Source organism: Arthrobacter sp. Y3225209, from assembly GCF_059090685.1.
Map to the genome: position 1 here is coordinate 94,773 of NZ_JBNHFW010000007.1, position 12,867 is coordinate 107,639.

9 protein-coding genes, 1 tRNA gene and 2 pseudogenes are annotated in these 12,867 nt (G+C 67.0%); 4 read left to right on the forward strand and 8 right to left on the reverse strand.

Annotation, left to right across the window (positions count from 1 at the left end):
• Positions 1 to 87 precede the first annotated feature (87 nt).
• From AC5RVB_RS06240 to AC5RVB_RS06250, 3 genes are all read right to left on the reverse strand, one after another.
• A complete protein-coding gene (locus tag AC5RVB_RS06240) occupies positions 88 to 1,071 on the reverse strand; it encodes a ribose-phosphate diphosphokinase (protein ID WP_227904251.1) in 984 nt (327 codons plus the stop codon).
• Positions 1,068 to 2,576 carry a bifunctional UDP-N-acetylglucosamine diphosphorylase/glucosamine-1-phosphate N-acetyltransferase GlmU gene (gene glmU / locus AC5RVB_RS06245; RefSeq protein ID WP_423724616.1) on the reverse strand — a complete coding sequence of 503 codons (1,509 nt, stop codon included), beginning with the start codon at positions 2,574 to 2,576 and terminating at the stop codon, positions 1,068 to 1,070. Before glmU ends, AC5RVB_RS06240 begins: the two co-directional genes overlap by 4 nt.
• 79 nt (positions 2,577 to 2,655) lie before the next feature.
• A tRNA-Gln gene (locus tag AC5RVB_RS06250) sits at positions 2,656 to 2,727 on the reverse strand.
• Positions 2,728 to 2,869: 142 nt separating this feature from the next.
• Here AC5RVB_RS06250 and AC5RVB_RS06255 point away from each other — a divergent pair.
• Positions 2,870 to 3,454, forward strand: a pseudogene (locus AC5RVB_RS06255) (TetR/AcrR family transcriptional regulator); the annotation flags it as partial.
• An 81-nt stretch (positions 3,455 to 3,535) separates the two neighbouring features.
• A pseudogene (locus tag AC5RVB_RS06260) lies at positions 3,536 to 3,907 on the forward strand (NUDIX hydrolase); the annotation flags it as partial.
• Between the two features lie 3 nt (positions 3,908 to 3,910).
• On the opposite strand, the gene AC5RVB_RS06265 reads toward AC5RVB_RS06260, so the two are convergent.
• Genes AC5RVB_RS06265 through rsmA form a run of 3 tightly spaced genes read right to left on the reverse strand, consistent with a single transcriptional unit; the run spans position 3,911 to position 7,646 of the window.
• Entirely contained in the window at positions 3,911 to 5,782 is a 1,872-nt protein-coding gene (locus tag AC5RVB_RS06265; protein ID WP_494142241.1) for an ABC-F family ATP-binding cassette domain-containing protein, read from the reverse strand.
• Between the two features lie 6 nt (positions 5,783 to 5,788).
• Positions 5,789 to 6,751, reverse strand: coding sequence for a 4-(cytidine 5'-diphospho)-2-C-methyl-D-erythritol kinase (locus AC5RVB_RS06270; protein WP_227904249.1), 963 nt, complete (start codon positions 6,749 to 6,751; stop codon positions 5,789 to 5,791).
• 10 nt (positions 6,752 to 6,761) lie between these two features.
• Positions 6,762 to 7,646, reverse strand: a complete 885-nt coding sequence (rsmA, locus tag AC5RVB_RS06275; RefSeq protein ID WP_227904248.1) for a 16S rRNA (adenine(1518)-N(6)/adenine(1519)-N(6))-dimethyltransferase RsmA — start codon at positions 7,644 to 7,646, stop codon at positions 6,762 to 6,764.
• Between the two features lie 248 nt (positions 7,647 to 7,894).
• Here rsmA and AC5RVB_RS06280 point away from each other — a divergent pair, with 248 nt between their 5' ends.
• Complete coding sequence (locus AC5RVB_RS06280; RefSeq protein WP_290245424.1) at positions 7,895 to 9,145, forward strand: helix-turn-helix domain-containing protein; 1,251 nt, start codon at positions 7,895 to 7,897, stop codon at positions 9,143 to 9,145.
• A gap of 3 nt (positions 9,146 to 9,148) precedes the next feature.
• Here AC5RVB_RS06280 and AC5RVB_RS06285 read toward each other — a convergent pair whose 3' ends face one another.
• Both AC5RVB_RS06285 and AC5RVB_RS06290 read right to left on the reverse strand, forming a co-directional pair.
• Entirely contained in the window at positions 9,149 to 10,288 is a 1,140-nt protein-coding gene (locus AC5RVB_RS06285; RefSeq protein WP_290245425.1) for a resuscitation-promoting factor, read from the reverse strand.
• Between the two features lie 355 nt (positions 10,289 to 10,643).
• Positions 10,644 to 11,630 (reverse strand): TatD family hydrolase, encoded by a 987-nt coding sequence (locus tag AC5RVB_RS06290; RefSeq protein ID WP_290245426.1) that lies wholly within the window; start codon positions 11,628 to 11,630, stop codon positions 10,644 to 10,646.
• A gap of 149 nt (positions 11,631 to 11,779) precedes the next feature.
• On the opposite strand from AC5RVB_RS06290, the gene AC5RVB_RS06295 reads away from it, so the two are divergent.
• Positions 11,780 to 12,844 (forward strand): AAA family ATPase, encoded by a 1,065-nt coding sequence (locus AC5RVB_RS06295; RefSeq protein ID WP_227904245.1) that lies wholly within the window; start codon positions 11,780 to 11,782, stop codon positions 12,842 to 12,844.
• Positions 12,845 to 12,867 lie beyond the last annotated feature (23 nt).

Below are 12,867 nucleotides of genomic sequence, written 5' to 3' on the forward strand. Positions count from 1 at the left end.
CTAGGCATCGGGCTTAATGCTACCAGCACACAGGCGCCCGCCCGAACCGAAGTCCGGACGGGCGCCCTGTCTGCGCAGCGGTACCGCTTAGACCTTGCCGTCGAAGAGGCTGGTCACTGATCCGTCTTCGAAGACTTCCCGGATGGCCCGGGCAATCATCGGCGCAATGGAGAGGACGGTGAGCTGCTCGAAGCGCTTGGCGGCAGGGATGGGCAGCGTATTGGTAACCACCACTTCCCGCGCACCGGACTCAGCCAGCGTCCGTGCGGCAGGATCGGAGAGCACGGCGTGCGTGGCGGCGATGATGACATCCTTCGCGCCGGCTTCCTTCAGCACGCGTACGGCACCTGCAATGGTTCCGCCGGTGTCGATCATGTCGTCGATGAGCACGCAGGTACGGCCCTCGATCTGTCCCACTACCTGCTTGGACACGGCCTGGTTGGGCACAGTCAGGTCGCGGCTCTTGTGCACGAACGCGAGGGGCGCACCGCCGAGGCGTTCGGCCCACTGCTCGGCAACGCGGACGCGGCCGGTATCCGGAGAGACCACGGTGACGTTGGTGGCATCCACCCGGGTGCGGATGTAATCAGCCAGCAGCGGGATGGCCATCAGGTGATCCACCGGACCGTCGAAGAAGCCCTGGATCTGCGCGGTGTGCAGATCCACGCTCATGATGCGGTCCGCGCCGGCCGTTTTGTACAGGTCGGCGATCAGGCGTGCGGAGATGGGTTCGCGGCCGCGGCCCTTCTTGTCCTGCCGGGCATACGGGTAGAACGGGGAAACCACGGTGATGCGCTGGGCCGAGGCCCGCTTGAGCGCGTCGATCATGATCAGCTGTTCCATCAGCCAGTTGTTCAGCGGTGCCGGGTGGGCCTGGATCACGAAGGCGTCGGTACCGCGCACGCTCTCGTTCGGCCGGACGTAGATCTCGCCGTTGGCGAAGTCATACGCAGCCAGCGGCAGCAGATCCGTATCCAGGCAGCGTGCAATTTCCTCTGCCAGCTCTGGATGGGCCCGTCCTGTGGCTAGGACGAGCTTCTTTTCACCCTTGGAGGTGATTTCGCTGCTCATTCGTGGTCGCTTTCTCGCGTGGGGTTACCTGTGGGGGAAGAAGCTGAAAGGGCCGCTGCGGCGGCCTCTGCGGCGGCGGTGCCGGCCCGATTGGCCTGCACCCAGCCATCCAGGTTGCGCTGCGGGGCGACATTGATGGCCAGGGCACCGGCCGGGACGTCCTTGCGGACCACCGTTCCGGCTCCACTGTACGCCCCGTCGCCCACGGTGACGGGCGCCACATACATGTTGTCGCTGCCCATCCGCACGTGCGATCCGATGGTTGTGTGGTGCTTGTTGACGCCGTCGTAGTTGACGAAAACGGAGGCGGCACCGATGTTGGACTGCTCACCGATGGTGGCGTCCCCCACATAGGAAAGGTGGGGAACCTTGGAGCCGTCACCGATGTTGGCGTTCTTGGTTTCCACGAAGGTCCCGATCTTGCCCTTCACGCCCAGCACGGTGCCGGGACGCAGGTAGGCGAACGGACCAACGCTGGCACCGGCACCCAGGACCGCGTCGCTGCCGTGCGTGCGGACCACTGATGCGCCTTCGCCCACCTGGACGTCCGTCAGGGTGGTATCCGGGCCGACGACGGCGTCACGGGCGATACTGGTGCTCCCGTGCAGCTGCGTGCCGGGAAGGATGGTGACGTCTTCGGCCAGGGTTACGGTCGAATCGATCCAGGTGGTGGCGGGGTCCGTGATGGTAACCCCGGCACGCATCCACTTTTCCAGGATTCGCCGGTTATGTTCTGCGTTCAGGGCGGCCAGCTGGACCCGGTCATTGGCCCCTTCCACCTGCCACTGATCCTCCGTCACCATGGCAGCGATCCGGCCACCGGCATTCCGGGCGATGGCCAGGACATCGGTCAGGTACATCTCGCCCTGGGAGTTTTGCGTGGTGACCGATTCCAGGGCGCCGCGCAGCACGGCGGCGTCGAAAGCGTAGATTCCCGAGTTGATCTCATCCACCGCACGCTGTTCATCGGTGGCGTCCTTGTGCTCGACGATGCCGGTCACCGTGCCGTCTTCGGCGCGCAGCACCCGTCCGTAGCCGGTGGGGTCGGCCAGCCGGGCGGTCAGCACCGTCACTGCGTTGCCGTCTGTTTCATGCACGGCGACCAGGCTGCGCAGGGTATCCGCTTCCAGCAGGGGTGCGTCGCCGTAGGTGACCACTACGGTGCCTTCGAGTGTGCTCACGGCATCCAGTGCTGAGACAGCCACCTGGACGGCGCGCCCGGTTCCCGGCACCTCGTCCTGGTCAACAATCACGGCCGCCGGTGCGTGGCCGGCAGCATGCGCGGCCACGATGTCGCGTTCGTGGCGCACCACAACGGCCAGGAAGCGCGGGTGCAGTGCCGATGCTGCGGCGAGGGCGTGTCCGAGCATTGAAATGCCGCCCACGGGGTGCAGGATCTTCGGGGTCCGGGACTTCATCCGGGTGCCGGCGCCGGCTGCAAGAACAATGACCGCTGCAAGCCCCTCCGCAGAATTACCGCTGGTCAGGACATCGTTGGTGGTCACGAAATGGCGCTCCTTGGTGGTACGGGCGGTCTCTGCGTCGCCGGCCGGGCTTCCCCGCCAGGGGTGCCGCAGCACAGCGTTCCGCCCATAGGATTCGAACCTATACTCCACGGCTCCAAAGGCCGGGGTGCTGCCATTACACCAGGGCGGATCATGTGCCTGGCTTGCCACGCACACAAGAGTTTAGTCTGCCACGGGAGCCGATGCGTACGCGAGTTGACCGGAGGGGCCCGCCGCCCGATGGGTACACTGGAGCGGTGGTAAAGACTCCCGCCGGCGGCGCACGGCTGCGTATGACCGGCGTCCAGCGCCGTGCCCAGCTGATCGAAGTGGCACGAAGCCTGTTCGCCCTGCGCGGTCTCGACGGCGCAACAATCGAAGAAATAGCCGCCGCGGCTGGCGTGTCCAAACCCGTGGTGTATGAGCATTTCGGCTCCAAGGAGGGGCTTTACACCGAGGTGGTGGACGCCGAGTTCAACCGTCTCCTGCAGGTGATCACCGAGTCACTGACCGGCCCGTTCGGTCCCCGCGTCCTGTTGGAGCGGGCTGCCTATGCGCTGCTGGATTACATCGAGAACCACACCGACGGTTTCCGGATTCTCACCCGGGATGCACCGCCGTCCCAGCCCGACGGCACTTTCTCCACGCTGCTCTCGCGGATTGCCCGGGACGTGGAACACATTCTGGCCAAGGAGTTCGGCAGCCGCGGCCTCAGCGCCGAGGTGGGCGGCATGTACGCCCAGATGCTGGTGGGCATGGTGGCCATGACCGGACAGTGGTGGCTGGACTCCCGGACTCCGGACAAGGCAACCGTGGCTGCCCATTTGGTGAACCTGTCCTGGAACGGCCTGACTGGCCTGCAGAAAGATCCCCGGCTCTCCCACATGGACACCGCCGTGGCCGCCGGGGGCCTCCCGGACACCGCTCCGGCGGTCCTGCGCATCTCGGCTGTGCTGGTGAGCGATGACGCCGGCCGCATCCTGCTGGTCCGCAAGCGCGGGACCAGCCGGTTCATGCAGCCCGGCGGCAAGCTTGAGCCCGGAGAATCGTTTGCCGCTGCCGCGGCCCGCGAGGTAGGCGAAGAGCTCGGACTGGCTGTCCCTGCCGCCGGCCTCGAGGATCTGGGGCACTGGTACGGCCCCGCCGCCAATGAAGAGGACACCTTCATTGATGCCGGCCTTTTCGGCTGGACCCTGCCCGCCGGGAGCCCGCAGCCGGCCGCTGCGGCGGAGATAGAGGAACTCCTGTGGATTTCGCCTGCAGCCGCGGCGGAGCGCACCGATTTATCGCCGCTGCTCAGCGAACATATCCTGCCGCGGCTGCTGGATTAGCTCCTATTCCAGCAGCTCGGAAGCCTCCAGCCACTGCATTTCCAGATCCTCCTGCTCCGCAGCCACGGCCTGGAGCTTGGTGTTGAGTTCGGCAAGCAGTTCAAAATCGGCTCCGGCCGAACGCTGGGTCACCTCGCTCATCTGCGCATTGATTTTCTCTGCCTGGGCCGTCAGCTTGCTGAGCTGACGCTCAATCCGGGTGAGGTCCTTTTTCGCTGCGCGCTTCTCGGCTTCGGAGATCTCCGGGCCGGCTGCCACAGCCGTCGCGGTGCCGCCTGCAGCGCCGGGGCGGGATGAACCGGCGGCTGCTGCCCGGGCGGCCTGGGAAGAGCCGCGGGCCGCCGTCGAAGAGGATGAATTCCCTGCCAGCGCCTGCTCCCGCAGTTCCAAATACTGATCCACGCCGCCTGGCAGTCCGCGCAGCTTCCCGTCGCCGAGCAGGGCCATCTGGTGGTCCGTCACGCGTTCGAGCAGATAGCGGTCATGCGAGACGACTACGAGGGTGCCGGGCCAGCCGTCCAGCACGTCCTCAACCGCGGCGAGGGTGTCGGTATCCAGGTCATTGGTGGGTTCGTCCAGCATCAGTACGTTCGGTTCGCCCACCAGCAGCCTCAGCAGCTGCAGCCGGCGGCGCTCACCGCCGGAGAGCTCCTTCACGGGCGTCCATTGGCGCTGTGCTGAGAACCCGAGCTGTTCCACCAGCTGTCCGGCCGAGAGCTCGCGCCCGCCGACATTGAAGACGCGCTTTTCGTTTTCAATGACCTCGATGACCCGCTGGTCGGCGACCTCATCCAGCTCGCGCACTTCCTGGGACAGCACGGCCGTCTGGACGGTCTTGCCGCGCTTCAGCCGGCCTGCAGTGGGCTCGATCTCACCGTTCAGCAGCCGCAGCAGCGTGGTTTTCCCTGCGCCGTTCACGCCCACCAGTCCCAGCCGCTCCCCCGGCGCCAGGCGCAGGGTGATGTTCCTGAAGAGGTCCATGTCCCCGAACCGCAGGGACACGTTCTCCAGGTCCAGCACGTCCTTGCCCAGCCGGGCGGTGGCCATTTTATTCAGGGACAGGGTGTCACGCGGTTCAGGCACGTCAGCGATGAGGTTGTTGGCTGCTTCAATGCGGAACTTGGGTTTGGCGGTCCGTGCCGGCGCGCCCCGGCGCAGCCAGGCCAGTTCCTTCTTCACCAGCTGCTGGCGTTTGCTCTCCACCACGGAGGCCATCCGGTCCCGTTCGGCGCGGGCCAGCACATAGGCGGCGTATCCGCCGTCGAACGGATCCACGACGGCGTCGTGGACTTCCCAGGTCCGGGTGCAGATTTCGTCCAGGAACCAGCGGTCGTGGGTGACTACCAGCAGCCCGCCGTCGGTGGGGCGCCAGCGCTGCTTCAGGTGCCGGGCCAGCCACGCCACGCCTTCCACATCGAGGTGGTTGGTGGGCTCGTCAAGCATGATGACGTCGTCGTCGCCGGTAAGCAGCTTGGCCAGCGCCACCCGGCGCTTCTGGCCGCCGGAAAGGGAGGATACCCGTGAGTTCCAGTCCACTTCCTGGACCAGCCCGCTCATCACGTCACGGATCCGGGGGTTCGAGGCCCACTCGTAGTCGGCGGCGTCCCCCACGATCGCCTGCCCGACGGTCAGGTCCCCGTCCAGCACGTCCGTCTGGTCCAGGTAGCCCACGGTGACGTCGCGGCGCCGGGTGACCCTGCCCTCGTCCGGGGTCTGGCGTTCGGCCAGCAGGCTCATGAGCGTGGACTTGCCGTCGCCGTTGCGTCCGACCATGCCGATCCGGTCGCCCTCCTCCAGGCCGAGGGAGACGCCGTCGAGGATGGTGCGGGTGCCAAAGGAAATGCTGAGGTTCTCAGCACCAAGCAGGTGTGCCAATCGGAACTACTTTCTGTACGTCGGTGATTCGGGGGCGGCCTCCGGAAGGACGACGGCGCCGGCGGCCGGGCCGTGAACGGCGAGTGCGCCATGTCCCTCGGCACGCAGAGCGGCGGCCAGGGCTGCCGCACCGGTTTCATCGGAGGCGAGGAACGCAAGGGTGGGTCCGGAGCCGGACACCATGCCGGCCAGGGCGCCCAGCCGGGTCCCGGCCGCCAGAACGGGTTCCAGCTGCGGTGCCAGCTCCAGGGCCGCCGGCTGCAGGTCATTGGCTAAAACGCCGGCCAGCTCCCCGGGGTTCCCGGAGGCGATGGCCGCCAGGACGTCCGGATCCGCCTGAACAGGTTCGGCCACGGCAGTATCCGCGCGGAGGCGGTCCGTCTCGGCATAAACCTTCGGGGTGGACAGACCGTAGCCGGCCGGGACCAGGACCCAGTGCAGCGGCGCCGCCGCCGCGACCGGAGTCAGCCTGTCCCCCACGCCCAGTCCTGCTGCGACCCCGCCCATCAGGGAGAACGGTACGTCGGCTCCGAGGCCGGCTGCGAGTTCAGCCAGCTCACGGCGGCTGAGGCCGGCGTTCCACAGTTCGTTGCAAGCCACGAGGGCAGCTGCGGCATCGGCCGATCCGCCGCCCATTCCGCCGGCAACCGGCACTCGTTTGGCGATGTGCAGGTGGACGCGGGGGCTGCGGCCGGCACGCTTCGCCACGGCACGCGCCGCACGGGCGGCCAGATTATCCGCGTCCTGCGGGATGCCTTCGAGCGGAACCCGGCCGTCCGGGTCACTGAGGCTGACCCGGACCCCGTCCCCGTCCCACTCCGTTGCCGTAACTTCCTCAAAGAGGGACACGGCCAGGTAGATGCTGGCGACGCTGTGGTAGCCGTCCGGCCTCGGCGGACCGACCTTGAGGGAAACATTGATCTTCCCGGGAGCCTGCACACGGACGGAAGCGGATGGGGCCGGGGTCATCGTGCTTTCCTCAGGCAAGGAGGGCCTTTCGTGCCTCGGCGATGCGGGCGAAGGCGGCGATGTCCAGGACCTCGCCGCGGGCGCTCGGATCCACGCCGGCGGTGCGGAGGGCTGTCTCCGCCTCGGCCGGGCTGCCTGCCCACCCTGCGAGAGCGGCGCGCAGCGTTTTGCGGCGCTGGGCGAACGCTGCATCGATTACGGCGAACACTTCCTGCCGGCTGGCGCGGGTCTGCGGCGGGTCGTGGCGGGTGAATCCCACCAGCCCGGACGCGATCTTCGGAGCCGGCCAGAAAACGTTCATGCCAATCACACCGGCCTTGCGCATGGTGCCGTACCAGGCTGCCTTGACCGAGGGAACACCGTACGTCTTCGAGCCCGGCTTGGCGGCCATCCGGTCCGCCACCTCATCCTGGACCATTACGAGGCCATGCTGCAGCGAAGGGAAGTGCTCCAACAGATGCAGCACCACCGGAACCGCCACGTTGTAGGGCAGATTGGCAACCAGTGCCGTGGGCTGGGCAGGCAGTTCGGTGATCCGCATGCCGTCGCCCAGGACCACGTGGAGCCGGTGCGCGGCTTCCGGGCGGCGTTCAGCCACGGTAGCGGGCAGCCTGCCGGCGAGGACAGGGTCAATTTCCACCGCCACCACCGTTTCCGCGGCGTCCAGCAGGCCGAGGGTCAGCGAACCCAGGCCGGGACCGACCTCAAGAACTGTCTCCCCCGGCTGGATATCCGCTGCCGCCACAATCCGGCGGATGGTATTGCCGTCAATAACAAAGTTCTGTCCGAGCGTCTTGGTTGGCCGGACGCCAAGTTCCTCTGCCAGCGCCCGGATATCCGAGGCGCCAAGGAGCGCAGGGACCGATGATCGGGGGGCAGGTTCGGATTCACTCACCCAGTAATACTAGCGGAGCGGGGGTACCCGCCCGAGCCGGCAGGCATCCCCGGGGGCCGCCCACGGCCGGTCCCGACGGTCCCGGATCCCCGGGTCAGGACCTGGTCCCCGTCGAGGAAAAACCAGTTGGCTGGTTTACCCCCGATAAGCGCTTCATGCTCTGCCCCAGCCATTCCCCGACCGGTAGCATCGAGCGCACCTGCGGCCCCCTACAGCGTGCCGCATACCCGGGGATTGGCGGGAACGGAATGGGCAAATCATTCGGTGAACAGCTGCGCTCGGAACGCTTGGACCGGCGCCTTACACAGGCAGAACTCGGAAACGGCATCTATGCGCCGCATGAGATATCCCTCTACGAAACCGGCAGGCGGGAACCCGCGCCGCGAGCGGTCGAGCTGTTCGCCGAGCGGCTCGCTGCTGTACCGGGACGTGCCGGCCCCTGGCCGGGCCGACTCCAGGACAGCCCGTTGTTTCTGGCTCTTTCCGCCAGGCAGTGCCTGGATGAACGCGATTACCCGGAAGCCCTTCGGCTCTCCGGTGCAGCCGCGGGTGCGTCGCGGACCATCGGTGATTCAGCCGGCTGGTGGGCGATGACCTATCTGGGCGCCCGCTGCCTGCACACGGTCCATGCTTTTCGGGACTGCATCCGGGCGACGGCACTGCTGGCGTACCACCCGCTGGCCGGGGAGGAACAGGGACTGAAGGCACAGGCGGAGACGTTGCTCTCCTCGGCCTGGCTCGGGCTCGGGGACCTCGGCGCGGCCATCACCCACGCCCGCGCCGCCGTCCGGGCAGCGCACCGCCAGGGGCTGGGGCCGGAAGTGTTCCTTGACGCTTCCGAGGCCCTGGTGTGTGCGCTGGCGGAAGCCGGCCGGCTGGATGAAGCCTGGGAGTACTGCAGCACCCTTATGCTGCCCCTGCTCGAGGGAGGGATGGGGCGTCAGGCCAAGGGGAAGGCGTTCTGGGCCGTCGGGAACGTGGCCTTCCGGCGCGGAGATCCTGCCGGCGGGCTCCGGCACCACCGTGCCGCGGCGGGCCTGCTCCAGCCAGGGGCCGACGTCGAACTGTGGGCGCGGTTCAACAGCGGCACGGCTGCCATGCGACTGGCTGCCGGGATCCATGACGGCGAGACCCTGGCGTGCATTGAGCATGCCGAGGCGGCCACGGCCGTGGTGGGGCTGCCGGTCTCAGCGCAACTGGAACTGGTGCACAGCCGTGGCATCTGGCTGGACCTGAACGGTGACCATACGCTGGCCGTAGGGATGCTCTCCGACGTTTACGCCCGGCGGGAGGAACTCCCGCCACAGACTTCCGGCGAGGTTGCCCTTCACCTTGGACTGGCCCTGGCGCGCACCGGCCGGCCCGAAGACGGCTCGGCCTACCTGGCCGACAGTGAGCAGCGCTTCCGGTCGGTAGGAGCCGCGGACCGCGCTGCTCATGTGGCAGGCCTGGCCCACCGGGTCAGCACCGGGCGCATCGGGCCGGGCCTGCCGCGGTAGGTGTTAGAGCAGGCCCAGCTTGGCTGCGCAAGACGGCCAGTGGCCCCAGCCCCCGTTGGCACGCAGCTTTTCCGCCACGGCTATCTGCTGCTCCGGTGTCGCAGCACTGGCCACGGGCGCGTATGCTCCGCCGCCGGCGCCGAGCCAGCTGCCGCTGCTGAACTGCAGGCCGCCGTAATACCCGTTGCCGTTATTGATGTGCCAGTTGCCGCCGGATTCGCACTGTGCCAGCGCAGCCCAGGTTCCTGAAGAGGGCGCGGCACCGGACCCGGCCGCCGGCTTGGCTTCAGGGGCAGGACGTTTCTTCGTGCCGGTGGCAACAGCCTCGGCTACCGGCTCACGGGTAACCGTTTCGCTGACCAGCGTGCGGCTGACTTCACGTCCGTCGACTACCGTCACGGCGAAAACGCGCGTGCGTTCTCCGTCCACGCCTGCCGTAGTGACCTTCTTTTCGCCTTCGAACATCTCGGCGTCGGGAACCTCTGCTGTGGAATGCGGAAGGGCTTCCTTCTCGGTTTCCTCCACGCCGGCGGAGATCCGGGTGACCTTAATGCCCATACCATCCACCAGGGCCGCATCTGCGGGTGCGGATACCTGGTCGGCGGCACCCAGAACGACACCGGACTCGTTCAGCAGGTCCCGGACGCTGGTGGCGGTGGTGTTCCGCTCGTGGCTCTTGCCGTCCACGGTCACGAAGACCGTTTTGGGTGTGGAGATCGACACTCCGCCGGTGAGTCGTGCCAGCGACGTATCCAATGATGCCGAAACCGCGGAATTGGAGGAGACCCGGAGCTCACTCACCAGGTCCGCGACGGTCTCGCCCGTGGTGTGCACGGTGGTCCCGTTGCCGTCGAGGGTGACATCCACGGCGCGGGCGCGCTGGACCTCTACCGTGGTGCCGTCTTCGAGCGCCTGGGCGGGCTCGGGGCTTACCCGGTCAGCGGAGGTTAGGGAGATATCGGCTTTTTGCAGGACGTCGGCCACTGTGCCCCCGAAGGTCTGCACTTCCTGGCTTTCGCCGTCAACTGTCAGCACTACTGATTTGGAGGCGCCGACAAACGCGACCAGCCCCAGCACCAGACAGACCATAACGGCGGCCTGCGCAATAATCTTTACCCCACGCTTTGCGAGTGAATTTGCCACGGGTTCCCAAACTGTCACAGCATCCGGGCACGGGGATTTAAGTGCGCGGACGCGGCTGCCCGTTTCCTGCCAAAGGCAGGAAGGAACCCGCGCCTGACACAGGCGTAGCGGCAAAAGGTCCCCAACCCGTCACGGCGCGGCAGTTACGGCACTCAGCCGCAACAACCCCACGCCTGCTGACGCAGACAGGGAACCTGCAATTCCCGCGTCGGAACCAGGTTCCGTTCGCGGTCTTGACACCAAACTAGTCCGGATGCCTTCCCCGACCCCGGCTAATAGCTCCCTACCGTAACCGAACCGTGATGTAAGGGCAAACGAGGTGTCCGGGCTCCCGTCTTCCGGTACCTGCCCGCGCCTACCGCTCCGGATGGGCTCCGCGGGTGCCGCCGGGAGCAGCTTCCGCGGTCGCGGCCGCACTCCGGGTATCCGTCCAGGAGCCGTAGGCCCGCTCGGTATTGGCCGCCAGGGACTCCCCCAGTTCGGCCGCAGTCAGGTCCAGCCGGTCAGCCATGAAACGCACCGTGTAAGGAACCATGTAGCTGGCATTCGGGCGGCCCCGGTGCGGATGGGGCGTAAGGAACGGGGCGTCGGTTTCAACCAGGAGCAGGTTCCTGTCAGCCTCGGCGAGCGCCTGGTGCAGGCCGTGCGAGTTCTTGAATGTCACTGTCCCGGAGAAGGACATGTACCAGCCGTTCTCGTTGCAGATCCGAGCCAGTTCCGCGTCGCCTGAGAAACAGTGGAACACCACCGTGTCCGGGGCGCCCTCCTCCTTCAGCAGCCGCACGACGTCGGCGTGGGCATCACGGTCGTGGATCTGCAGTGCGAGGCCGAGCCGCTTGGCGATGTCCATATGCCGGCGGAACGAATACTGTTGGCGTTCGAGTCCGTCCTCGCCTGTCCGGAAATAATCCAGCCCGGTTTCCCCGATGGCCCGGATCCTCGGATGGGCTGCGAGAGCTTCAATTTCGGCGAGCGCCGCGTCCAGGGTTCCCTCCGCCGCCAGCTGCGGGGCGTCATTCGGGTGGATGGCCACTGCGCCGAGGAGCCTGCGATCGGCGTCGACTGCCTTCGCGGTAAACCGGGAGGATTCCAGATCCGTTCCTACCTGGATGGCGCCCTTCACCCCCGCGGCCTCGGCCGCGTCGAGTGCTGCCCCGAGGGCGACCCGGAAATCACCCGCCGGGAAGTCGAAGTGGGTGTGATTGTCCATGACCGGAACCGGCAGCGGTTCCGGAGCGGGCGGGTAGCCCTTCCCCTTATGCCGCACCGCATCCGCGCCGGTTCCTTCCGGAAGGTAGGCTGCCGGTGTGCTGCCCGGAACATATCCGCTGCATTTACTCATGTTCTTAAGCCTAAGGGAGCTTGTACTCTGGACGGACAAGTCCCGCCGGCGGCTGCTGGCCTGTCCGGGGTTCGGATAATGCGCCAGTATTCAGGACCTTGCAGCCGCTCACGGCTCTTGCCGCCTAATGCCCAGCACGGAAGGTGTCCATGGACGCTCCAATCCCCTCTGCCGCCGCGGCGTCCCTCCACGGTCTTCCTTCCACCGGCTCATCAGCAGGCACTGCGCTCCACTCCCCGACCTATGCCGCGGATCCCGAATCCTTCCAGCACCAGGCGGCCGGCATCCTGTCAGCAATCGGGACAGTGATTGACGGGAAGGAGGAGGCCGCCCGCCTTGTCCTCACCGTGCTGCTGGCGCAGGGGCATGTGCTGCTGGAGGATGTGCCCGGAGTCGGGAAGACCATGCTGGCCAAAGCCCTGGCCCGGACCATCGACTGCACGGTCAGCCGTATCCAGTTCACCCCGGATCTGCTGCCCTCCGACGTCACCGGCGTGTCCATCTACAACCAGGACAGCCACCGCTTCGAGTTCCGGCAGGGCCCGGTGTTCGCCAACGTCGTGATAGCGGACGAAATCAACCGGGCCTCCGCCAAGACCCAGTCCGCGTTGTTGGAGTGCATGGAGGAGCAACAGGTAACAGTGGACGGCGGCACTCACCGGCTGGCCGCCCCGTTTATGGTGGTGGCCACACAGAATCCCATTGACATGGAGGGCACCTATCCGCTGCCCGAAGCCCAGCGTGACAGGTTTATGGCCCGGATTTCACTTGGTTACCCGGATGCCCGGTCCGAAGCGGACATGCTGGAAAACCACCAGGCGGGTTCGCCCCTGGAAGGCATAGCCCCAGTGGTGGATCTGCACGAGACACAGGCGATGATTGCCCGCGTGCGTGATATCTACGTGTCGGCAGCCGTCAAGGATTACACGGTGGCGCTGGGCCGGGCTACCCGCGAGCATCCGGACCTGCGTCTGGGGGCCAGCCCGCGGGCACTGCTGCAGCTGCTGCGGGCGGCCAAGGCCATGGCGGCGCTGGACGGCAGGGATTTCGTCCTGCCCGACGACGTCGCCGGGCTGGCGGATTCCGTGCTTGCGCACCGCCTCCTGCTGCACCGCAGAGCGGCCGGTGCCGGTGAAAGCGCCTCCAGCTGCATCGCTGCCGTTATCGACTCCGTTCCGGTTCCCCGAACGGCACCGGAGCGCTCACGCCGGTAACAGCCTGCGCCCCGCTCCCCGCC

Excerpts from the sequence above, each read along its gene's own strand:
- AC5RVB_RS06240 (WP_227904251.1), bottom strand. The coding sequence starts at position 1,071 with ATGAGCAGCGAAATCACCTCCAAGGGTGAAAAGAAGCTCGTCCTAGCC.
- AC5RVB_RS06270 (WP_227904249.1), bottom strand. The coding sequence starts at position 6,751 with ATGACCCCGGCCCCATCCGCTTCCGTCCGTGTGCAGGCTCCCGGGAAG.
- AC5RVB_RS06280 (WP_290245424.1), top strand. The coding sequence starts at position 7,895 with ATGGGCAAATCATTCGGTGAACAGCTGCGCTCGGAACGCTTGGACCGG.
- AC5RVB_RS06290 (WP_290245426.1), bottom strand. The coding sequence starts at position 11,630 with ATGAGTAAATGCAGCGGATATGTTCCGGGCAGCACACCGGCAGCCTAC.
- AC5RVB_RS06295 (WP_227904245.1), top strand. The coding sequence starts at position 11,780 with ATGGACGCTCCAATCCCCTCTGCCGCCGCGGCGTCCCTCCACGGTCTT.